General features: G+C 66.7%; 23 protein-coding genes. 11 read left to right on the top strand and 12 right to left on the bottom strand.

The features are described from left to right. Window positions 1-4: 4 nt before the first annotated feature. Both ACFQVD_RS01020 and ACFQVD_RS01025 read right to left on the bottom strand, forming a co-directional pair. Complete coding sequence (locus tag ACFQVD_RS01020; protein WP_343969474.1) at window positions 5-1,390, bottom strand: glycoside hydrolase family 43 protein; 1,386 nt, start codon at window positions 1,388-1,390, stop codon at window positions 5-7. A 206-nt stretch (window positions 1,391-1,596) separates the two neighbouring features. Continuing rightward, a complete protein-coding gene (locus ACFQVD_RS01025) occupies window positions 1,597-2,979 on the bottom strand; it encodes an endo-1,4-beta-xylanase (RefSeq protein ID WP_343969477.1) in 1,383 nt (460 codons plus the stop codon). 522 nt (window positions 2,980-3,501) lie between these two features. Between ACFQVD_RS01025 and ACFQVD_RS01030 the strand changes: the two genes are divergently transcribed. Next, entirely contained in the window at window positions 3,502-4,590 is a 1,089-nt protein-coding gene (locus tag ACFQVD_RS01030) for a LacI family DNA-binding transcriptional regulator (RefSeq protein ID WP_343969480.1), read from the top strand. A gap of 72 nt (window positions 4,591-4,662) precedes the next feature. On the opposite strand, the gene ACFQVD_RS01035 is transcribed toward ACFQVD_RS01030, so the two are convergent. After that, the gene (locus ACFQVD_RS01035; RefSeq protein ID WP_343969483.1) at window positions 4,663-5,550 is read right to left on the bottom strand and encodes an NAD(P)-dependent oxidoreductase; all 888 of its coding nucleotides are present in this window, start codon (window positions 5,548-5,550) and stop codon (window positions 4,663-4,665) included. Window positions 5,551-5,588: 38 nt separating this feature from the next. Between ACFQVD_RS01035 and ACFQVD_RS01040 the strand changes: the two genes are divergently transcribed. The 4 genes from ACFQVD_RS01040 to ACFQVD_RS01055 all read left to right on the top strand — a co-directional run bounded on the left by ACFQVD_RS01040 (window position 5,589) and on the right by ACFQVD_RS01055 (window position 8,965). Beyond that, window positions 5,589-5,939: a winged helix-turn-helix transcriptional regulator gene (locus ACFQVD_RS01040; protein ID WP_343969486.1), complete on the top strand. Its 351-nt coding sequence runs from the start codon at window positions 5,589-5,591 to the stop codon at window positions 5,937-5,939. Window positions 5,940-6,245: 306 nt separating this feature from the next. Next, window positions 6,246-6,623, top strand: coding sequence for a hypothetical protein (locus ACFQVD_RS01045; RefSeq protein WP_343969489.1), 378 nt, complete (start codon window positions 6,246-6,248; stop codon window positions 6,621-6,623). 41 nt (window positions 6,624-6,664) lie between these two features. Further along, complete coding sequence (locus ACFQVD_RS01050) at window positions 6,665-7,849, top strand: serine hydrolase domain-containing protein (RefSeq protein ID WP_343969491.1); 1,185 nt, start codon at window positions 6,665-6,667, stop codon at window positions 7,847-7,849. Between the two features lie 159 nt (window positions 7,850-8,008). Further along, window positions 8,009-8,965 carry a TIGR01777 family oxidoreductase gene (locus ACFQVD_RS01055; RefSeq protein ID WP_343969494.1) on the top strand — a complete coding sequence of 319 codons (957 nt, stop codon included), beginning with the start codon at window positions 8,009-8,011 and terminating at the stop codon, window positions 8,963-8,965. A gap of 184 nt (window positions 8,966-9,149) precedes the next feature. Here the strand turns inward: ACFQVD_RS01055 and ACFQVD_RS01060 are convergent, their stop codons facing one another. Continuing rightward, window positions 9,150-9,446, bottom strand: a complete 297-nt coding sequence (locus tag ACFQVD_RS01060) for a hypothetical protein (RefSeq protein WP_343969497.1) — start codon at window positions 9,444-9,446, stop codon at window positions 9,150-9,152. 696 nt (window positions 9,447-10,142) lie between these two features. Next, window positions 10,143-10,868 (bottom strand): 5-formyltetrahydrofolate cyclo-ligase, encoded by a 726-nt coding sequence (locus ACFQVD_RS01065; protein WP_343969500.1) that lies wholly within the window; start codon window positions 10,866-10,868, stop codon window positions 10,143-10,145. Window positions 10,869-11,041: 173 nt separating this feature from the next. Between ACFQVD_RS01065 and ACFQVD_RS01070 the strand changes: the two genes are divergently transcribed. Next, entirely contained in the window at window positions 11,042-12,442 is a 1,401-nt protein-coding gene (locus tag ACFQVD_RS01070; RefSeq protein WP_343969503.1) for an ISAs1 family transposase, read from the top strand. A gap of 303 nt (window positions 12,443-12,745) precedes the next feature. After that, window positions 12,746-12,979, top strand: coding sequence for a hypothetical protein (locus ACFQVD_RS01075; RefSeq protein WP_343969506.1), 234 nt, complete (start codon window positions 12,746-12,748; stop codon window positions 12,977-12,979). A 78-nt stretch (window positions 12,980-13,057) separates the two neighbouring features. Here ACFQVD_RS01075 and ACFQVD_RS01080 read toward each other — a convergent pair whose 3' ends face one another. From ACFQVD_RS01080 to ACFQVD_RS01095, 4 genes are all read right to left on the bottom strand, one after another. Then, a complete protein-coding gene (locus tag ACFQVD_RS01080; RefSeq protein WP_343969509.1) occupies window positions 13,058-13,666 on the bottom strand; it encodes a hypothetical protein in 609 nt (202 codons plus the stop codon). After that, window positions 13,659-14,219, bottom strand: coding sequence for a hypothetical protein (locus ACFQVD_RS01085; protein WP_343969512.1), 561 nt, complete (start codon window positions 14,217-14,219; stop codon window positions 13,659-13,661). The genes ACFQVD_RS01080 and ACFQVD_RS01085 overlap by 8 nt, the downstream gene beginning before the upstream one ends. A 125-nt stretch (window positions 14,220-14,344) precedes the next feature. Beyond that, window positions 14,345-15,361: a DUF6461 domain-containing protein gene (locus tag ACFQVD_RS01090; protein WP_343969515.1), complete on the bottom strand. Its 1,017-nt coding sequence runs from the start codon at window positions 15,359-15,361 to the stop codon at window positions 14,345-14,347. A 78-nt stretch (window positions 15,362-15,439) separates the two neighbouring features. Continuing rightward, window positions 15,440-15,928 carry an ArsI/CadI family heavy metal resistance metalloenzyme gene (locus ACFQVD_RS01095; RefSeq protein ID WP_343969518.1) on the bottom strand — a complete coding sequence of 163 codons (489 nt, stop codon included), beginning with the start codon at window positions 15,926-15,928 and terminating at the stop codon, window positions 15,440-15,442. Between the two features lie 125 nt (window positions 15,929-16,053). Between ACFQVD_RS01095 and ACFQVD_RS01100 the strand changes: the two genes are divergently transcribed. Genes ACFQVD_RS01100 through ACFQVD_RS01115 form a run of 4 tightly spaced genes read left to right on the top strand, consistent with a single transcriptional unit; the run spans window position 16,054 to window position 18,463 of the window. Continuing rightward, window positions 16,054-16,437 (top strand): metalloregulator ArsR/SmtB family transcription factor, encoded by a 384-nt coding sequence (locus tag ACFQVD_RS01100; protein ID WP_343969521.1) that lies wholly within the window; start codon window positions 16,054-16,056, stop codon window positions 16,435-16,437. After that, complete coding sequence (gene arsB / locus ACFQVD_RS01105) at window positions 16,434-17,519, top strand: ACR3 family arsenite efflux transporter (RefSeq protein WP_343969524.1); 1,086 nt, start codon at window positions 16,434-16,436, stop codon at window positions 17,517-17,519. The genes ACFQVD_RS01100 and arsB overlap by 4 nt, the downstream gene beginning before the upstream one ends. A 9-nt stretch (window positions 17,520-17,528) precedes the next feature. Next, a complete protein-coding gene (locus tag ACFQVD_RS01110; protein WP_343969527.1) occupies window positions 17,529-17,945 on the top strand; it encodes an arsenate reductase ArsC in 417 nt (138 codons plus the stop codon). A gap of 29 nt (window positions 17,946-17,974) precedes the next feature. After that, on the top strand, window positions 17,975-18,463 hold the full coding sequence (locus ACFQVD_RS01115; RefSeq protein ID WP_343969530.1) for a GNAT family N-acetyltransferase: 489 nt from the start codon (window positions 17,975-17,977) through the stop codon (window positions 18,461-18,463). A gap of 250 nt (window positions 18,464-18,713) precedes the next feature. Here ACFQVD_RS01115 and ACFQVD_RS01120 read toward each other — a convergent pair whose 3' ends face one another. Genes ACFQVD_RS01120 through ACFQVD_RS01130 form a run of 3 tightly spaced genes read right to left on the bottom strand, consistent with a single transcriptional unit; the run spans window position 18,714 to window position 20,028 of the window. Beyond that, a complete protein-coding gene (locus ACFQVD_RS01120; RefSeq protein ID WP_343969532.1) occupies window positions 18,714-18,911 on the bottom strand; it encodes a DUF397 domain-containing protein in 198 nt (65 codons plus the stop codon). 58 nt (window positions 18,912-18,969) lie between these two features. Beyond that, on the bottom strand, window positions 18,970-19,173 hold the full coding sequence (locus tag ACFQVD_RS01125) for a DUF397 domain-containing protein (RefSeq protein WP_343969535.1): 204 nt from the start codon (window positions 19,171-19,173) through the stop codon (window positions 18,970-18,972). A 9-nt stretch (window positions 19,174-19,182) separates the two neighbouring features. Next, on the bottom strand, window positions 19,183-20,028 hold the full coding sequence (locus ACFQVD_RS01130) for a helix-turn-helix domain-containing protein (protein ID WP_343969538.1): 846 nt from the start codon (window positions 20,026-20,028) through the stop codon (window positions 19,183-19,185). Window positions 20,029-20,226: the final 198 nt, after the last annotated feature.

The raw sequence follows: 20,226 nt of genomic DNA on the forward strand, positions 1-20,226 counted from the left end.
TTGATCATGACGTCACCCGGAATGTGGCGTCCTGCCGGTCGGCGGCGCTCGACGACGCGTTGATCGGGTCGATGCGCAGTACGTAGCCCTGGTGCCGCAGGTGGTGGGTCGGGAAGTTGTACGACCGGAACGACGACCAACTCCCGTCGGCCAGCCCGGCCACCCGATAGAACGTCGCGTCGGCGCGGAAGGTCGTGGAATTGTCGTTCGGGTCCAGCCGGATCGCGTAGTTGCTGTGGCGCAGGAAGCTGCCGGGCACGCTCACCGCCTCGAAGGACACCCCGGCCGAGTCGGCCAGCCCCGGCACCATCCGCCACAGCTGCTCCCGATACGGGTCGAACGGGTAGGGGTCGATCCGCCCGATCCGGTTGGCGTGCCGTACGAAATAGTCAGGGAGGTTCGACGACTTCAGCCGCACCCAGTTCGGCAGGCCCCACCGGGAGACCAGGGCGTTGTACTCGGCGTCGGTGATCCCGGCGATCGAACCGTGCTTGGAGTTCAACGGCGGGGTGTAGTCGCGCTGGTTCACCGCCGACCACGCGTTCGCGCCGATGTTCGACGACGACCACAGGTAGTAGTCGTTGTTGACCGGGCTGAAGGAGTCACCCCACAGACGCCAGCCACCCTCGTTGGTCTTCTGGAGCAACGGCGCCTCGATGGCGTTGCCGATGCGGATCCCGCTCGTGTAGGTCGTGAAACTGTTGGGCTGGCCCGTGGCGGAGCGGGAGCCGTACAGGTTCCCGTCGTTGAGGTTCTTGTAGTAGAGGTACGTCGTGGAACCGTCGACCACGATGTCGCCGTCCAGCACGTTGAAGCCGGGGCTGAAGAAGGTCTGCTGCGCGCCGACCGACTGGAAGTCGGAGGTGTAGTTGACCGCGAGGATGTCCCGGCCGCCGGTGTTGAACGAGTAGACGATGCCGTACTGCCCGCGAGAGTTGTCGTAGAAGACCGTCGGGGCCCAGGTGTGGCCGCCGGTGGTGTGCATCCGCAGGCGGCGGTAGCCGGTGAAGTTGGTCAGGTTGACCGAGTCCCAGACATGCAGGTACTGGCTGGGCGTGCCGAAGTTGAGGCCCTTCAGGTCGGTGGCGACGACGACGAAGGTGCCGTCGAGCTTCCGGAAGATCTGCGGGTCGCGCAGGCCCAGCTGGCCGGCCGTGGGGGTGACCACGGGGTTGTTCTGGTTGAGGGGGGTCCAGTTCAGGCCGTCCCGGCTGACCGCCAGGTGCAGGCCGTAGTCGGCGGCCTGCTGGCTCGGGGACTCGGTGAAGTAGCCGAAGACGTACGCGGCGTTCGCCGCGTACGCCGCTCGGGGGAAACCGACCACGCCGGTGGTGGCGAGGGCGGCCGACGTCAGTGCGGCCTTGCCGAACTGCCTGCGGCTCAGGGACACGGGCGTTCCTTTCTCTGGGGGGTTACCGGAGGGGGTGTCCGGTCCCGTCGCCTGGCGGACGACGGGACCGGGGCGCGGTGTGCGGTCAGGTCACGCCGCAGGTCCGGCTGTTCTCCGTGAACGGGGCAGGAAGCGGGCATGCCGGATCGGCAGGACCTGTACGGCCCGACGTCGCCGGGTAGCCGTCCGCTCGGTCCCCCGGGAGTTCAGGCGCGGGAACAGGTGCTCCCGTTGAGGGTGAAGGCGGAGGGGGCGGCGGTGTTGCCGGTGTGGGTGGCCTGGAAGCCGATCTCGACCGAGCCTCCGGCGGGGATCGAGCCGTTGTAGCTCACGTTGCGTGCCGTCACCTGGCCACTGGCGGGCGAGTAGGTGGCGTTCCATCCCCCGGTGATGCTCTGGCCCGAGGGCAGGGTGAAGACGAGCGACCAGCCGTTGATCGCGGAGGAGCCGGTGTTGGTGACGGTGATCGCCGAGGTGAATCCGTTGTTCCAGGCGTTGAGGGTGTAACCCACCCGGCACGGCCCACCCGGGGGCGGCGTGACAGTGGGAGTGGGGCTCGGGTTGGGAGTGGCCGCGTTCAGCGCGTTCAGCACCGAGGTGTAGGCGGCCTTCTTGTTGCCGGCGGCGTCGAAGAGCAGGGGGTTTTGGCCGGTGCGCCAGGAGTCGCTGTCGCGGATGCCCCATACGGTGATGCCGGTGCAGCGGGCGACGTTCAGGCAGGCGCGGGTGACGGTGGCGTACACGTTGGCCTGGTTGGAGCCGGAGATGTCGAGTTCGGTGATCTGGACGTCGACGCCGAGGTCGGCGAAGCGCTGGAGGTTGGCCTGGTAGTCGCCAGGGACGGAGTTGGTCAGGTGGGACTGGAAACCGACGCAGTCGATCGGGACGCCGCGTGATTTGAAGTCGCGGACCATGTTGTAGATGCCGGTGCTCTTGGCGTTGATGCCGTCGGTGTTGTAGTCGTTGTAGCAGAGTTTGGCGCCGGGGTCGGCGGCGCGGGCGGCGCGGAAGGCGGCTTCGATCCAGTCGTTGCCGGTCCGCTGGAGGCTGGAGTCACGCCGTCCGCCGGAGGTGCCGTCGGCGAAGGCCTCGTTGACGACGTCCCAGGAGTGGATCTTGCCTCGGTAGTGGGTGGCGACCTGGGTGACGTGGTTGATGGCGGCGCTGCGCAGCGTCGAGCCGGACAGGCTCTGTGCCCAGCCGGGCATCTGGGCGTGCCACAGCAGGGCGTGGCCTCGGATCTTCATGCCGCGTGCGATGGCGTGGTTGGCGATGCGGTCGCCGTTGGTGTAGTTGAACGAGCCGCGCGACGGCTCGGTGGCGTCCCATTTCATCTCGTTCTCGGCGGTGACCGAGTTGAACTCGCGGTTCAGGATGTTCACGTACGTGGAGTCACCGAGCCTGCCGGCGGCGATGGCCGCGCCGAAGTAGCGACCCGACTGGGCGGCCGCCGCCCCGAGCGTGGTCTCCGCGGCGGAGACGGCCGACGGGATGGCCACCATGACGCCGGCTCCGAGGGCTGCGGCGATCGTGAGAGTGAGGGTTCGTCGTGCTTTCGAGGCGACGGTCAGGATCGCAGTGGGGGGCATGCCGGTTCCTTCTTGGGCACGAGGTCGAGACGGGGGAGGCATCCGTCGCTCCTTGGCCACGGCTGGGGGACAGCGGCCGCCGAAATCTGTTATCGCTAACATTCGAGACTCCAGATCTCCATGGCCTGCTCCCGTGGATGTGTTGACGCGGAGTACATCCGACTGTCCGATCCAGGTCAATGAGTCACAACCCTCGCTGACCTGGGCATTGCCGCTGACATGTTTCCCGGCCTGGGCATTCGCCCGGAGGGAGATCATGTCGCGCTGCCCGCGCATGTGAAAGTTTCACAGAAGTTACCAGTTGGCAACCGTAGAATTCCGGCTGAATTCAGCTAACTTTCTCGACGGCCCCTGCTTGACGACCCGGGTAGCCCGAGCCGGCCGGTGGAAATTTTCTGTTGACAACCGATAGTTGTCGGATCAATGATCGTTCCAAGTGTCCGGCGAAGCGGGCTGGAAGGGGGAAGGAGCAGCGAAAACGGCCATGCCGAGAGACCGAAAGTCGCCCGATACACTCCCTATATGACCTCGACCGAGGAATCCCCCCACGCCGACTCGGCCTCTTCCAAACCGTTGACCCTCTCTCAGCTCGCCGAGCTGGCCGGGGTCTCCATGGCCACCGTCTCAAAGGTCGTCAACGGCCGCTCGGAGGTCGGCCCGGAGACCCGCGCCCTGGTCGAGGGCCTCATCCAAGAGCACGGCTACCGCAGGCAACGCCGCCGCATCAAGCCGGCGGGCCTCATCGAGGTCGTCTTTCACGAGCTGGCGGGCGACTATCCGATAGAGATCGTCAAGGGCGTCCAGCAGGTCGCCCGGCGGCACGGCCTGAGCGTGGTGATCTCCGAGCTCGGCGGCCGGCACACCCCGGGACACCGGTGGATCGAGGACGTGCTCGGCCGCCGCCCCACCGGCGTCATCACGGTGTTCTCGGGTCCCACGGAGGAGCAGCGCGTACGGCTGGCCACTCGCGAGGTCCCCCTGGTCGTGCTGGATCCGGCCGGGGATCCCGGCCGCGGCGTACCTTCGGTGGGGGCCACCAACTGGAGCGGCGGCCTGGAGGCCACCCGTCATCTTCTCGAACTCGGTCACCGCCGGATCGCGATGATCACAGGGCCTGAGTACGCGCTCTCCGGCCGGGCACGCCTGGACGGTTACCGTGCCGCCCTCGACGCCGCCGGTGTGCCGGTCGACCCCGACCTGATCTGCCAGGGGACGTTTCAGATCGAGGACGGCCTGGCCTGCACCCGCCGACTGCTGAAGCTGCCCGAGCCACCTACCGCGATCTTCGCGGCCAACGACGGCCAGGCCGTCGGTGTCTACCACGCAGCCCACGAGCTGCGACTACGCATCCCGGACGACCTCAGTGTGATCGGCTTCGACGACATGCCCTCCTGTCGCTGGGCCATCCCGCCGCTCACCACGATCCACCAGCCCCTGATCGAGATGGGCGCCACGGCCGCCACCATGCTGATCAGCCTGGCCGAGGGGGAGCCGCTCCAGCAGCGGCGAGTGGAACTGGGCACCGAACTCGTGATCCGCGGGAGCACGGCCGCCTTTCGCGGTGGGAAGGCCGGCCCTGAAGCGCTCAGTCAGCCGATCCGAGTGAAGTGAGCGCTTGAGAAGGTGTGACCGCAGCAAGCCGGCACGGGTCGCGCCTCTGAAGGACTTGGCAGGGGTGCTCTCTCAGCGGGGATTCATGATCTCGATGATCCGGAGGAACCCGTCGGTGCCGTGGCCACGCCCGATGGCGCGGCGCGCCAAGCCTTCGGCGGCGCGCATCACGCTCGCGTCGATGCCGTGGGCCTCGGAGGTGTGGACGATATGGGCCATGGACGACACCGCCGAGGTGATCGGGTTGTCTTCGCCGGAGAACCTCCCGCTGTCGACCTCCTCCGCGGCCTGCTCGAAGATCGGCGGAAGGATCGCGCCGATGCCTTTGGCGAACGGTGCCAGCTCCCGCGCGGTGACCCCCTCGGCCATGGCCATCGCCAGCGCGTGCGCATAGCCCGCCATCGCGGTCCAGAAGATGTCGAGCAAGGCGATGTCGTACGCGGCCGCCCGGCCGATCTCCTCACCGAGGTGGGTGTGGGTGCCCCCCAGGGCGTCCAGCACCGATCGGTGCTCCCGGTAAAGCTCGCCGGGGCCGCTGTGGAGGAACACCGCGGCCGGTGTGCCGATGGTCGTGGTCGGCGTCATGATCGCACCGTCCAGGTATCCGATACCGTGCTCGGCCGCCCAGGTCGCGGTGTCCCGGGCCCGGCCGGGGGTGTCGGCGGTCAGGTTCACGACAGTGCGCCCCTTGAGCGCGTCGGTGACCGCGTCGCGTCGCACGATGGCGTCCGCCGCGTCGTAGTTCACCACGCAGACCACGGTCAACGTGCTTGCGGCGACCGCCTCTTCGGGCGATCGAGCGCCGACCGCGCCCCGCTCGACCAACTCCCGTTCCTTGCCCGGTGTCCGGTTCCAGACCGTGGTCCGTAGGCCGGCGTCCAGGAAGGCCCCGGCCAGGGCCTGCCCCATCGGCCCCAGGCCGAGCACGGTGACAGCAGACTGTTCATTGTGTGAGGTCATGCCTCGACTCCTCGATGACTAGCGAAATGGTGATGAAGATGACGCGCAGCCGTGCCCAGGACCCGAACGTCTGCGGAGTGACCGCCGCGATCGCCGTGATCGACGGCAAGTGGAAGACGATGTTGCTCTGGCTGCTGGAGTCCGATCCGCACCGCCCCAGCGAGTTACGCCGGCGGTTGCCGGGTCTCACCGAGAAGGTGCTGACTCAGACGCTGCGGGAGATGGAGGCCGACGGACTGGTCCACCGGGAGGTGCACGATGTGCAGCCGCTGAAGACCGTGTACTCCCTGACCCCGTTCGGCCGCGAACTCTCCGAAGTGTTGGCGCCGCTTTCCGACTGGGGCCACCGGCGCCTGGAGAAGCTGACCGAGTCCCAACCGGTCTCCTGATACACCGCCAACCTGCCCGTCTCGTCTGGGTCTGACGGCCTTCGACCGCCCACGACCAAGCTTCAGGCCGCCCCGGTCCTGCCGACAAGTACCCACAAAAAAGTGGCTACCGCAGGAGCACGAGATGTGGAGTGCCCGGCTCTTCATCAATAACCTTGTCTGCGGTGTAGACGAGGTTCAATGTCCACGTTAACATCGTCTCTAATCGAGACGATGTTCTTTGCGTTCTGTCGACGCGAGGACTTCATTTCGGGCGTGGTAGTAATGAGATCCGCGAAGGAGGCCGGACAGACAAGTTGGTGCGCCATGACCGAGTCCTACCTCGGTGTCCTCGGTATCGGCGAGGCGCTGGGGGTGAGCCGGCACGCGGTGCACAAGTGGCGCTCCCGCTATCCGGGCGATTCGCGTCACCCGTTTCCCGAACCCGACGTCGAGGTCGACGGGGCTCCCGGCTGGCGGGCTGATCGGCTGGAAGAGATAGTGCGGTGGCGCGACGGCCTGCCGGGTCGCGGTGCGGGCGGAGGCCGTCCTTCCGCCGCACGTCAGGAGTACCTCAGGGCGGCGGCGGTGCGCGGTCTGGACCGAGACGAGGCGATGCGCGCCCTCGTCGCGTTCACCGAGGAGTTTCCCGAGATGACCGAGCCGGAGATCTGCGCCTGGCTCATCGAGAAATGGCGCGGGTAGCACTTCCCGGCAACACCCCTCCACACGGAAGTTGATGACGCATGCCCGAAATCGGCGGGAACACCGCACCGGGATTCGAAGGAGTACGTGAGGCGTTCGCGGCCAATCTGGCCGGCGGCCAGGAAGTGGGCGCCGCGGTCGGCGTCTACCTGCACGGCCGGAAGGTCGTCGACCTGTGGGGCGGAATCGCCGACCCCGAGACCGGCCGCCGCTGGGAGCACGACACCCTGCAGGTCGTGTACTCCACCACCAAGGGGGTCACCGCCGCCTGCGCGCACCTGCTGGCCCAGCGTGGTGAACTGGACCTCGACGCACCCGTCGCCGACTACTGGCCGGAGTTCGCGGCGAACGGGAAGGACCGTATCCCGGTCCGCTGGCTGCTCACCCACCAGGCCGGACTGCCCGTGATCGACCACCCGGTCACCCCGGCGGAGGCGATCGCCTGGGCCCCGATGGTGACCGCACTGGCCGCCCAGCGCCCCTCCTGGGAGCCGGGCACCGAGCACGGCTATCACGGGCTCACCTACGGCTGGCTGGTCGGGGAGGTCGTCCGCCGGGTGAGCGGCCGCAGCCTCGGCACGTTCCTCACCGAAGAGATCGCCGCACCGCTCGGCCTGGACCTGTGGATCGGGCTGCCGGAAGCCGAGCGGCATCGGGTCAGCCGGATCATCGCCGCGGTGCCCGACGTCGAGGCGCTGGCCGGGATCGACCTGGACGCCCTTCCCGGACCCGCGCGCGAGGTGATGGCGGCCTATGCCGATCCGACGTCGCTGACCGTGCGGTCGATGACCGTCGTCACGCCGCCACTGGACCACAACGACCCCGACGAGCAGTCCGCCGAGATGCCCTCGACCAACGGCATCTGCACGGCCCGCGCCCTGGCCCGCTTCTACGCCGCGCTCATCGGCGAGGTCGACGGGCACCGCATCCTCGCACCCGACACCTTGGCCGCGGCGACCGCGGAACAGGTCGGTGGCATCGACCGCATCCTGCGGGTACCCGTCCGGATCGGCACCGGTTTCGGTCTGCCGACACCCGACGCGTTCTGGTACAGCCCGACCGCCTTCGGTTTCCCCGGTCTCGGCGGATCACTCGGCTTCGCCGACCCGGCGACCGGCCTGGCGTTCGGCTACGTCATGAACCACCTTCAGGAGGGGGTGCCGGACCACAGGGCCGCCAACCTCCTGGACGCGGTGCGGGACGCGATGAAGGCCCAGGCCCGGTAAGAGCCTTCGGCGTATCGGCGGCGGCGGACAGGCACGGCCGGCGGCGCCGATACGCCGCCCGCAGAGCCGCGTGCGCGCGGATCGGTGGGTAAGGCCGACCTCTTTTGAACGCGTTCAGCGTGCCGCGCTAGGCTCGCCTCACACGTTCTGGGGAGTCCGATGAAAATAGTGATACCCGGAGGAAGCGGTCAGGTGGGCGCGATCCTGGATCGCGCGATGACCGCCGCGGGGCATGACGTCGTGGTGCTGACCAGGCAGCCGGTGCGGCAGCGTGACATCCGCTGGGACGGGGAGACCCTGGGGCCCTGGGCGGAGGAGATCGACGGCAGCGACATCGTGGTCAACCTGGCCGGGCGCAGCGTCAACTGCCGCTACACCGCCGCCAACCTGAGGGCCATGATGGACTCGCGCGTGCACTCCACCCGGGTCGTGGGCGAGGCGATCGCGGCCGCCGCGCGGCCTCCCCGGGTCTGGTTGCAGATGAGCACCGCCACCGTCTACGCCCACCGCTTCGACGCGCCCAACGACGAGGCGACCGGCGTGCCCGGCGGCACCGAACCCGGTGTCCCGGACTACTGGGCCTACAGCGTCGAGATCGCGAAAGCGTGGGAACGGGAGCAGGAACGGGCCGAAACCCCGCACACGCGCAAGGTCGCCCTGCGTACCGCCATGGTGATGAGTCCCGATCGCGGCGGCGTCTTCGACGTCCTGCTGCGGATGGCGCGGCTCGGCCTCGGCGGCCCGATCGCGGGCGGCGCGCAGTACATGTCCTGGATCCACGACCGCGACTTCGTCCGCGCCGTCGAGTTCCTGGCCGACCGGGAAGACCTGGCCGGGCCGGTGAACCTCGCCGCCCCCGATCCTCTGCCGCAGCGTGCGTTCATGCGCGTGCTGCGCGCGGCATGGGGGATTCGGATCGGCCTGCCCGCGACGAGGTGGATGGCCGGGCTCGGCGCGTTCGCGCTGCGCTCGGACACCGAACTTCTGCTGAAAAGCCGCCGGGTCGTCCCCGGCCGCCTGCTCGAAGCGGGTTTCACCTTCGACCACCCCCGGTGGCCGGAGGCCGCCGCCGACCTCACACGACGCGTGCGCGGAGGGGCCCGCGTCCCCGGGTGAGCCCCCCCGGGGCTCCTGCGGGCCACCGGCGGCCTCGTCGTTCCGCGGCCCGTGCGGACATGCTCTCCCTGATGACACACCATCGGCGTCCGGACTGCTGTAGTCCGGTCACCTGTCTGACGGCCTTGAACGCCGGAGAGCGCCGATCCCCTGCAGGGGATCGGCGCTCTCCGGCGTTCAAGGATCAGGCGCGCCGCCAACGCCAGTACGGGTCGCTGCTCTTGTACAGGCACCGGTACTTGCGGTTGGTGACCTTGGCGTACCCGTACTTTCCGCGTGCGGCCTTCGGACAGAAGGCGCCCGGGGTGATGCACCGCCAGACCTTTCCGTCCTGCCGATACTGACAGGCGGTGTGAACACCTGCGGAAACGGCAGGGGCCTGGGCGTGGAGGGTCGCCGCCGACGCGGGCAGGGCTACGGCGGCTGGTGCGATCAGGGCGCTGCCGACCAGGGCCGCCGACACGAGCAAGTTCTTGAGCAAGGGGAGGCTCCGAAGGGAGGGAATGTGTGCTCTTCTTATGACTCCTGGTAGGCACAGCCGGTTTGCTGGGGATGTGTTAAGAATCCGGCTTTTTCCAGTGGCTACGAGCTCGGCACGCCGTGGCGGTTGGCATCGCTCGCCAACGACGGCGCCCACGTCGGAGGCACGCGGTGACCGGACTACAGCATTTCTGAAGGCGCCGCGGACGCGTCCATGAAAGGCCGAGGTGCGACACCAGTGCGCCTTTTCGATGGGACGAAGGTCGCCGCACCGTCATCCGCGCTGAACTGGACGCCCTCTTCTTTCACCTTTACGGCATCTCCCCTGACGACGCCGCTTACATCCTCGACACCCTCCCGATCATCAAGCGCAAGGATGAGGCCAAGTACGGCACATACCGCACTAAGGACCTCATCCTCGCTGAGTACGACCGCATGGCCGCAACAGGCGTGAGCCTCATCACCCCCTCGTCGACGGCGAGAATTACACCTCCACCCTCACCCCGCCCTCGGGCCACGGCCCCTGCCATCCCGTGGCACACACCGCAGCCGCCGACCGAACGGAAGACGAAGGAGTTTGAGGCCCGGCGAGCACCCTGAGTTCCGGTGACATACATGGCAGGCTGTTTCGGCTGCGCGTTCGGTATACGTACATGAGTATTCGCCGAGGGGAAGCACTGTTTGGTCCACCGCAGATCTATAGGCAGCTTTTCATCGCCACTAGAATTGGAATAGCGTCGATCTTTTCTTGGCTCAAGCTGTCCCAGTAGAGTCCTTGCGGTCGGCGCTGTGGTCCGCACTCGATGACCTCATTCGGCGTCACGATCAGATCGACGCTGAAGTCATGCTTGGTTTCCGGTAGTTCGTCGTCAACCACCTGCAGAGAGTGCACCGTCGTCACGATGGTCGTCTCCGGCCCGATCAACCCCGCCTCCTGTAGCAGGGCTACCTCGATGTCGGAGTAGCCGGCGCCCTTACCCAGCCGGACGCCATGCCGGTTGACCGCGACACTGCCGCACACGATCAGATCGACCGGCCGCATATTGTCCACGCCGATCTTGCGTGCCACGGTCGCGGCCACCTTGCTCGACGCGGCTTCGGTCGGGGGTACGGTCAGCGTCGCCGGATCGAGCAGGTAGAACGGCAGTTCCTCGGCCAGCTTGGGCACGGCCATGTAGACCAACCGGCCCTCGACAAGCGCCCGTACTCGGATCGGGAGCTGTGCCTTATCCGGTACGGACTTGATGACCTGGGCGGCCTGCCACATGGGCAGTTCGGCCAGGCGGTCGGCGGTGGCCTCGGCTCCGAAGAAGGTGGGGATGCGGCCGTAGACACCGGGCGGCGCGACCCGCTCGCGCTCCAGCAACGCCCATACTCGCTCGCGGACCGCTTGTTTGGCCTGGTCGGTGCCCGAACTGGTCAACTTCGCTCCCTACGCCGCTGCCATAAGGGTGAGCAGACGGTCGTACACGTCCTGGACGATCGGCATCCGCCGCCAGGGACGCAGTTCCCGGCCCGCTCCGAAGACGATGCCGAGCCCACCGCCACCCCAGGGCCCCGGCGTTCCCGAGTTCTGATGCGGTATGGCGACGTTGAGTGTTTGGCCAGGTGGAGTACGAAAGAGCGCGACTTCTGCTGATCTTTCAGGTCTCGAATCCGAAGATCGTCGCAGGAGTCGCGCTCGTGTCCCCATCTTCCCTGACCAGCTCTCGTCTCGTCCCTGCTCTTGACCAGCTCGCCGACCTGGCATTGTGGGAAGCCGAGCTGGCGGCCGATCCGATCATGGTGGAATCGGCGTTGATGCGCCGGTTGGCGACCGTGCCCGATCGCCGCTCGGCCTGCGGACTGCGGCATCCGCTGGTGGTCATCTTGACGTTGACCGCATGCGCGACGCTCGTGGTCGGCAGCGACAGCATCGCGGCGATCTGGCAGTGGGCCGCCCGCACTTCGCAAGCCGTGCTGGAGCGGCTGGGCGCTTACCTCGATCCGTTCACCGGCCGGTTCGTCGTCCCCAGCGAAAAGACCTTCCGCCGCGTCCTGCCCGACCTGGACACCGACGCGCTGGACGCGGCGATCAGCGGCTATGTGGCTGACGTGGTCCGCCGGCAGGCACCCATGCCGCAGATACCCCACACCCCCGGACCGCCTGAGCGGGAGCAGCGACGCGCAGCTCAGCGGCAGCGCACGCATCCCGCCCCGGACGGGCTGCTGCCCGGCGCCGCCCTCGACGGCAAAGCGCTGCGCGGCGCCCGGACGGCCGATGACGGCCGAGTCTTCCTCGTCGGGGCGATCAGCCACGAGCACGGCGTGATCCTGGGCCAGTGCCAGGTCGCTGACAAGCGGGGTGAGGGGCCGGCCGCCCGAGCCCTGCTGCCGCGGCTGGAGGTGGCCGGGATGGTGCTGACCCTGGACGCGCTGCACACCACCAAGGCCACCGCCCGCCTGATCACCCAGCAGCTGGGCGCCCACTACATCCTCATCCTGAAGGGCAACCAGCCACTGGCCCGCGCTGCCGCCCAAGCCCTGCTGATCGGCCCGGACGCCGACTGGACCGACACCACCGCCATCGACGACGATCACGGGCATGACCGCACCGAACGCCGCACCATCCGCACCACCCCCGCCGATGAGTCCCTGTTCCCCGGCGTCCGGCAAGCCTTCCGGCTCCGCCGCGACATCGGCGACCTGGACGGCGTCTGGACCAGCAAGGAAATCGTGTACGGCATCACCAGCCTGCCCGCCGACCTGGCCGGGCCTGCTCATCTCAACCACTACGAACGCGCGCACTGGGGCGTGGAAAACCGTCTCCACTGGGTCCGCGACGTAACATTCCGGGAGGATCACTCCCAGGTCAGGACGGGGACCGCGCCCAGAGCCCTGGCCAGCTTCAGAAACCTGGCGATCAGCACCGCCCGTCTGGCAGATCGGGCCAACATCGCCCACGCACGCCGAGACCTCCTCGACCATCAGGACGCCTTCGCCGTTTACAACATCTGATCAACTAACGGGAAGGCAGACATAGCGAATCAACGCCGGGGCCGTGGTTGAATCCAGGGACCATAAAGCCATCGTCATCGGAAGTGTCGAGGGGTTCGAACAGGGGCGAGATATATACGACATCGAAGGTGACCCCTATCCGGATAAGCGTGTGGTCATGCACGTTCGCGTCGACTCCACCATAAAGGACAACGGGATTGTCAGTGACGGTCGCGTATATGTCGACCTGGACCAGGGGGCTTATATCAAAACGGAAAGCCCAGCAGGTCTCTTGACGATTTCTGAAAGGCCATACCCGCCGGTGTGAAAGTGATGCTGTTCCTCTTCTCGGATCGGCGAACGGCCTTGCGGATCGAAGGGGCTGAGAACGGCCTGCCGAGTGGTGCCGTTCTGGCGGTCCCGGACCCCCAGGGGATGGTCTTCGACAACGGCTCGAAGCTCGTGGGTGGACAGGAAGACCTGGAAGGCGAGTGGAAGGCGATGGGGAGCGTCGACGAAGTCGCCCTCCGGGTGAAGAAGGCGCTGGGCCTCGAATGACCTGATGACCCACAGGCAGAGCCCGGATTACAGGGGGAGACCTCAGACCACAGTCGTCGCTGAGGGCAACGTGTTCGGCTACATCGCCGGTGGCAGGGGGATGGTGTAGAGGGCTCTCTTCCCGCTCAGCCATTGGTGGTCGATGAACCGGCCGCTCATGCGGCCGGTGAGGAAGAGGTAGGTCTCCAGGCAGACTCGTCCGTGGTGTTCGGGTTCGACGATCCAGGATCCGGAGCGCACGACTTCGGGGGACTCGGGGCAGCCGACTTCTCGGAGGTAGGGCTCGAGCATGGAGCCGGGTTCGGTGATGACCTCTCCGTACCAGCGTTGGGTCGCCCAGGCGGTCGTGGTGCCGTCGCCGTAGAGGAGGTCGTAGACATAGGCGTTCATGGTGCGGATCTGGAGGAAGCGCAGGCCCGCGTCCGTCAGGCCGGTGGTCACCGGGGGTGGGCCGCTGATGGTGAGGGCGTGGGTCCAGCCGTCGGCGTGGGGGCCGAGCCAGGCGCGTTCGGTGAAGGCCATCGGCCGGTAGTGGGTCATGGCGGTGGCGAGGTCGCAGTCCTGGCGGGAGGTGAGATCCGCGCCAAGCAGGGCGGCCACCGCGTCGGTGTCGCCTGATTCGATCCAGGTGCCGGTGAATCCGCGGGCCATTCCCGTACCGCGCAGGAGCTCCCATTGGTCATTCACGGGGCCATGCTCCGTTCGGGATGCGGCAGAGCAGTCCCGGTGTGGTGAACCAGGTGTCGTCGATGAATCTGCCGGTCGTGTATGCCAGCGCGGCGAGGTAGAAGTTCATCTCCTGGGCGATGTCGGAGGAACCGACGAGACCTGCTCCCTCCTGCCGAGGGCGGTCCCAGTGATCCGCGGGGATGTCCTCCCACTCGCCCCCGTTGACATAGACCGGCTCGCTGAATTCGCCGTCGTCGTAGGTCAGATGGTAGGCCCGGCCGTTCAGCTGCGGGAGCGATTCAAGGGCACGCCATGGGAATGATCCGGACACGGTGAACATCTTGATCCAGTTGAGGCTCTGCTCGGACACCCACACGACGTTCTCTTCCGAGTAGGGGAGATACCACCGACGCGCCTGGTTCAGGTCGCAGGCGAGTGTCTCCTTCTCCGCTCGCAGCGCGGTGACCGCCGCGCGGTAGTCGGGTGCCTCGACCCACGCGCACTCGAACCTGTCCGCCAGACCTCGCTCTTCGAAATACGACCACTGGTCGAGTTTTTCGCGGCTTGTCATGAGGCTCCCATTAATACTTGCACCAGCTGTAGCTGTACTACTGATTATCCGCCTGGAATAAACCTCGTTCATTTCTTGGTTCCGCGCACTTTGATGCGGTTTATGATCTTGACGATCCTTCGTGGTCATACATATTCCGCGCATGCTTTCAGTATCGCCAGGCGTGCTCGCTGGTCGGGACTGCCGCCTCCGACTCGCGAGGCCCAGTGAGACGCGAGTTCGGCGGCTTGCCTTTCGTTCGGGTCGAGCGCGCCCAGCAGGGCATGCAATACTGCGGTTTGATCCGAGGGTGTGCCTGGAAGATCGTGCCGCCCACTCTGGAGGGCGAGTTCTTGCACCTGCTTCCTCAACTCTGCAGTAATGAGCCTGGAGTCTAAAGTCGCCGCCAACACGCTGTGGATCACGTCACTTCCGAGACCCGCGATTTCCACTGCGATCCGCGCACACAACTCCGCGGTCTTCCTGCAGTGCCCATGCGGATCGGCAACGATCTCCGCGATTTCCGGATCCGTCGCGACGGGGTGATCGCGCAGGTTCTCCGGCAATACTTTACGAGGAGCCCTCCGAATGATGTAGCCCTCATGAGGTTCTGTGAGCCACTCATCACCGAGTCGCATTCCCGTGACCCGCTCAGCCAGCGCGTAGGCGGCCTCCAGCCAATTTTCGCCAGCGGAGTCCGCCCGGCACGGCAGATCTCCCATCAAAGCTTCCAGTGTGCGAATTTCTGGCTCATCGTCACTGATGTGTTTGACTCGAAGGGGATTGCCGCCGTCTCGGGAGTACTGCCACTCAGGACTGCCGCCGCCGAAAACACAGAATGCCTCCCCATGGGCGGAAAGTCGGCGTATGACCTCCGTGGCGGTGGTTTCCTGGCCGCTGGGCTCGACTGTGATCGTCCATCCAGATCGAGTGCCAAGGAGAACGATCGGATCCTGTTCCTCGGCGGATGACGGGTCATGCCGATCCCTGTACTCGGAGGCCTCGGAGAGGGTCCACCTACCCACCGGCTCCGCTGAATTTCCAAAACATGAGGCAACCTCCGCGACATCCGGAATCCTGCTCCAGGAGACACAGGTATAGCTGCGTAGATCGAAATGGATATCGAGCAGCTTTCGGTAATGCTTGATCTCCTCGATGATCATTCGCCAATCCACTCATGACTGTCTGACCGTAGATGAGGCCGGTCTCCATTATGGTCGGACATGGAGACCGGCCTCATCTCAGCAGCAGCCGGTGCTCGCTGCGGCGCCGGCCGGCTGATCCGGGGCCTGCTCCGCGGCCGGCCCGCAGGCGTACGGGGCCGCGGGGTCCTGATCGGCGGCCGCGGACTTGCCGAGGACGTCGGCGTCGGCCTTGACCACGTACACCTCCCACGGCTCGGCGCCGGGGCCGGTCACCCACACCTTGTCCTGCAGGGCGTAGCAGCAGGAGGTGTCGTTCTCTTCGAAGGTGGCGAGCCCGGCGTCCTTCAGTCGCTGGGTGGCCGCCTCCACCTGGGCGGTGTCGGTGACCTCGACGCCCAGATGGTCCAGGCGGGTGTCGTGACCTTCCTCACCCTCCAGGAGCACCAGCTTCAGCGGCGGCTCGGCGATGGCGAAGTTGGCGTAACCGGGGCGGCGCTTGGCGGGCTCCACGCCGAACAGCTTGGAGTAGAAGGCGATCGAGCCCTCCAGATCGGCGACGCGCAGGGCGAGCTGGACACGGGACATGGTGGTCCTCCACGAGGTTCCGGCGGGTGGTGGCGGTCACCACCCGCACCGCTGTTTCGATGGATATCTATTCAGTGGGTGTCGTCAGCTTGCAATGCTGCTTAGAGATCTGTCAACTTAGAGCTATGTCGAAACAAGCGCTGCCGATCGTGGACCTGGCCGGGACCGGCGAGACCGGGCAGGTGTGCTGTGCGCCGCTGGCGTGCGAGCCGCTGAACGCGGTCGAGGCCGAGGAACTGGCGCCGTTGTTCAAGGCGATCGCCGACCCGGTGCGGCTGCGCCTGCTGTCGCTGATCGCCTGCCACGAGGGCGGCGAGGCGTGCGTGTGCGACCTGACCGGCGCCTTCGAGCTGACCGGGCCGACCATCAGCCACCACCTGAAGGTGCTACGCCAAGCCGGGCTGATCGACTGCGAACGGCGCGGCACCTGGGTCTACTACTGGGTCAACCCGGGCGTGCTAGCGCGACTGTCGGCGATCCTGGGGCCGCGCATGCCGGCGATGGCGTGAGCGGCGCCGCGCAGGCACCGTCCACCCCGGCAGGGGCCGAAGCGGTGCCGCCGGGGCGGTTGTCGACGCTGGACCGGTTGCTGCCGGTCTGGATCGCCGCCGCGATGGCCGCCGGGCTGGTGGCGGGCCGAACGATCCCCGGTCTGGGTGCCGCTCTGGAGGTCGTGCAGGTCGACGGCATCTCGCTGCCGATCGCGCTGGGCCTGCTGGTGATGATGTATCCGGTGCTGGCCAAGGTCCGCTACGACCGGCTGGGGACGGTGACCGGTGACCGGCGGCTGCTGGCCACCTCGCTGGTGCTGAACTGGGTGGCCGGCCCCGCGCTGATGTTCGCCCTGGCCTGGCTCTTCCTGCCCGACCTGCCCGCCTACCGCACCGGCCTGATCATCGTCGGGCTGGCCCGGTGCATCGCCATGGTCGTCATCTGGAACGACCTGGCGTGCGGGGACCGGGAGGCCGCCGCCGTGCTGGTCGCGCTCAACAGCGCCTTCCAAGTGATCGCCTTCGCCGGGCTCGGCTGGTTCTACCTGGTCGCGTTGCCTGGCTGGCTCGGCCTGCCCGCCGCCGCGCTGGACGTGTCCACCTGGGACATCGCCCGCTCCGTGCTCATCTTCCTCGGAATCCCGCTGGCAGCCGGGTACCTCACCCGCCGCCTGGGGGAGAAGACCAAGGGCCGCACCTGGTATGAGACCCGTTTCCTGCCGAAGATCGGCCCGGTGGCGCTGTGGGGGCTGCTGTTCACCATCGTGATCCTGTTCGCCCTGCAAGGCGACGCGATCACCTCCAAGCCGTTCGACGTCGCGCGGATCACGCTGCCGCTGCTGGTCTACTTCGCGCTCATGTGGGTCGGCGCCTTCGCCCTGGGCCACCTGGTCGGTCTGGGATACGCGCGCACCGCGACGCTGGCGTTCACCGCGGCGGGCAACAACTTCGAGCTCGCCATCGCGGTCGCGATCGCCACCTTCGGCGTCACCTCCGGTCAGGCCCTGGCCGGGGTGGTCGGCCCGCTGATCGAGGTGCCCGTCCTGCTCGCGCTGGTCTACCTCTCCCTGGCCCTGCGTCACCGCCTCACCCGCGTTTAAGGAGCCTTCATGTCCACAGTCCCCGAGGTTTTGTTCGTCTGCGTGCACAACGCCGGACGCTCCCAGATGGCCGCCGCCCTGCTGGAGCAGCACGCCGCCGGAGGTGTCACCGTCCGCTCGGCCGGATCCGCCCCCGCCGACTCCATCAACCCGGCCGTCATCACGGTCATGGACGAACTCGGCCTGGACCTGACCCGCGCGTTCCCCAAACCGCTCACCAGCGAGGCCGTCCAGGCCGCCGATGTGGTCATCACCATGGGCTGCGGCGACGCCTGCCCGATCTTCCCCGGCAAACGCTACCTGGACTGGCAGCTGGCCGACCCGGCCGGCCAGGGCATCGAGCAGGTACGCCTCATCCGCGACGAGATCGACGCCCACGTCCGCGCGCTGCTGGCCGAACTGGTCCCCGCCGCAGGCCGGACATGACCACCACCGCGGGGCCGCGCGTCACGGCCATGACCGCGAGGCATGGCGCCCAGGTGCTGGCCATCTACCGGCTCGGCATCGACGAGGGCCAGGCGACCTTCGAAACCACCGTCCCGACCTGGGAACACTTCGAGGCGGCCAAGCTGCCCGCGCACAGTCACGTCGCCGTCGACGCCGGCGGTGACCGGGACGGTGACCGGGTGCTGGGCTGGGTCGCGGCGGCCGCGGTCTCCGACCGGTGCGCCTACGCCGGGGTGGTGGAGCACTCGGTCTACGTCCACCCCGCCGCCCGAGGCCGCGGTGTCGGCTCCGCGCTGCTCGCGGCGTTGATCGCCTCCACCGAGGCCGCCGGAATCTGGACGATCCAATCCGGCGTCTTCCCCGAGAACACCGCGAGCCTCGCCCTGCACGCACGCGCCGGGTTCCGGATGATCGGCACCCGCGAGCGGATCGGCCGCCACCACGGCGTCTGGCGCGACGTCGTGCTGATCGAGCGCCGCAGCCCGGTCATCTCCTGACACCACCTCCGAGCCCGTCGGCGGGCCGCCCTTCGGGTGAGGAAGGCACTGGGCGCCGACTGACCTGACGACACACCATCGGCGTCCGGACCGCAGAGGAAACCTCATCTACGCCAAGGGCAACGCTCCACACGCGGTCCACCGCGTCCGGCACGCCCTCGAACTGAACCAGCCACCGGCCAGGTTGCTCACCGAGGTGAGCAACCTGGCCCGGCGGCTGGTCACGGTCATGCCCGTATAGCCGTGCTCGTCAGCCGAACTCGCCGTTCCTGACCCCGCTGGCGAAGGCGGACCACTCCGAGGGGGTGAAGATCAGGCCCGGCTTGTCAGGGGCTTTCGAGTCACGTACCGCGACGATGCCGGGAAGGTTGCGGGCGACTTCCACGCAGTTGTTGTTGTCACCCTGACTGAGGGTGCTCTTGAGCCATTCGGCGCCGGACAGATCCATCGGTGCCTCACAACCGGTCGATCAGGTTGATCGTGGCCATGCCGGTACAGCGGGCCTGTCAGGCGAAGTCGCCGTTCCTGACACCGCTGACGAACGCGGACCATTCGTCCGAGGTGAACTTCAGGACGGGGCCGCAGGGGTCTTTGGAGTCCCGTACGGCCTGGCCCCCACCGGGGAGCGCCGCGACCTCGACACAGTTGTCACCCGAGCCGGAAAGTGAGCTCTTTCGCCATGTCAGGGGGTAGGGCTGGGGAGTGTTCATGATCGCCTCTCAGTTCAGTCGATCGATCAAGTCGGTCAGACGCGCCACAGATGATTCTGGACTGAGCGCAGATGACCGTATGAGGTCGAAGATGAGCTTATAACGCTCAATCTCTTCAGGAGACTCCAGGTAAAGGTCACTTGTTGCGGTTTCGATGTAGACGATGCTCGGATCACCCTGGTCTCGGAAATTTAAGATTGTGAATGCACCGTCCATTGCAGCGTGAGCTCCGGCAGAGTCGGGAAGGATCTGCACGTAGATATTTGGTTTGGCGCTTATTTCGATGATGTGCCGCAATTGTTGCCGCATCACCGATGGGCCGCCTATGGTTTTGGTCAGCGCGGCTTCGTCGATCACTGCCCACAGGGTAGGACGTGTTTCGTCACGCAGGATGGTTTGTCTTGCCAGCCGTGCCTCCACACGGCGACTAATTTGCGGACTTTCCATCACTTGGCCACCTTTGAACATTGCTGTGGCGTAGTCCTCGGTCTGGAGCAGTCCCGGCACGCGAAGATCCTCATACGTGTTGATCAGGGACGCTTCTGCTTCGAACCCTGCCAGGGAACCACGCCAGATGTCTTGATAGTTGGCCCACCAGCCCTTTTCTCTCGACTGGCGGGCCAGCGTCAGGATGGCCTCACGTTGTGCTCGATCCGTCACTGAGTAGAGATCCAGAAGCGCCCGGATGTTTCCTAGATCAGGTCTGGTCCACTTGTTGGCCTCCATCTTGTTGAGACGACCACGTGACCACTCCAGTCGGCGCCCTGCTTCTTCGACGCTGAGTCCGGCTTGCTCGCGTAGACGAATGAGTTCGGCGGAGAGGCGGCGTCGGCGGACAGTAGGACTCGCCATCATTTCTCCCTTTATATTGCAAATGGGACATAATCCCGCATCGAAACTATCGCCTTGAAAATATCTACGTGATCGGTCACGATGAAGATAGCACTCGTAGCGCTGTGTGATGGCGGTCGCTCATGAATGATCATGCATGGCTCGTAGAGAAGCGTGTCGACCATGTGTATGCGCGGCACGTTGTTCATGGAGATCAAGGAA

This window comes from Streptosporangium amethystogenes subsp. fukuiense, from assembly GCF_042665875.1.
GTDB lineage: Bacteria > Actinomycetota > Actinomycetes > Streptosporangiales > Streptosporangiaceae > Streptosporangium > Streptosporangium fukuiense.

Coding starts and splice junctions, on each gene's coding strand:
- ACFQVD_RS01100 (WP_343969521.1), top strand. CDS start 16,054: ATGTCGAAACAAGCGCTGCCGATCGTGGACCTGGCCGGGACCGGCGAG.
- ACFQVD_RS01110 (WP_343969527.1), top strand. CDS start 17,529: ATGTCCACAGTCCCCGAGGTTTTGTTCGTCTGCGTGCACAACGCCGGA.
- ACFQVD_RS01055 (WP_343969494.1), top strand. CDS start 8,009: ATGAAAATAGTGATACCCGGAGGAAGCGGTCAGGTGGGCGCGATCCTG.
- ACFQVD_RS01050 (WP_343969491.1), top strand. CDS start 6,665: ATGCCCGAAATCGGCGGGAACACCGCACCGGGATTCGAAGGAGTACGT.
- ACFQVD_RS01035 (WP_343969483.1), bottom strand. CDS start 5,550: ATGACCTCACACAATGAACAGTCTGCTGTCACCGTGCTCGGCCTGGGG.
- ACFQVD_RS01045 (WP_343969489.1), top strand. CDS start 6,246: ATGACCGAGTCCTACCTCGGTGTCCTCGGTATCGGCGAGGCGCTGGGG.
- ACFQVD_RS01030 (WP_343969480.1), top strand. CDS start 3,502: ATGACCTCGACCGAGGAATCCCCCCACGCCGACTCGGCCTCTTCCAAA.
- ACFQVD_RS01095 (WP_343969518.1), bottom strand. CDS start 15,928: ATGTCCCGTGTCCAGCTCGCCCTGCGCGTCGCCGATCTGGAGGGCTCG.
- ACFQVD_RS01040 (WP_343969486.1), top strand. CDS start 5,589: ATGACGCGCAGCCGTGCCCAGGACCCGAACGTCTGCGGAGTGACCGCC.
- ACFQVD_RS01125 (WP_343969535.1), bottom strand. CDS start 19,173: ATGAACACTCCCCAGCCCTACCCCCTGACATGGCGAAAGAGCTCACTT.
- ACFQVD_RS01085 (WP_343969512.1), bottom strand. CDS start 14,219: ATGACAAGCCGCGAAAAACTCGACCAGTGGTCGTATTTCGAAGAGCGA.
- ACFQVD_RS01025 (WP_343969477.1), bottom strand. CDS start 2,979: ATGCCCCCCACTGCGATCCTGACCGTCGCCTCGAAAGCACGACGAACC.
- ACFQVD_RS01115 (WP_343969530.1), top strand. CDS start 17,975: ATGACCGCGAGGCATGGCGCCCAGGTGCTGGCCATCTACCGGCTCGGC.
- ACFQVD_RS01090 (WP_343969515.1), bottom strand. CDS start 15,361: ATGATCATCGAGGAGATCAAGCATTACCGAAAGCTGCTCGATATCCAT.
- ACFQVD_RS01120 (WP_343969532.1), bottom strand. CDS start 18,911: ATGGATCTGTCCGGCGCCGAATGGCTCAAGAGCACCCTCAGTCAGGGT.
- ACFQVD_RS01130 (WP_343969538.1), bottom strand. CDS start 20,028: ATGATGGCGAGTCCTACTGTCCGCCGACGCCGCCTCTCCGCCGAACTC.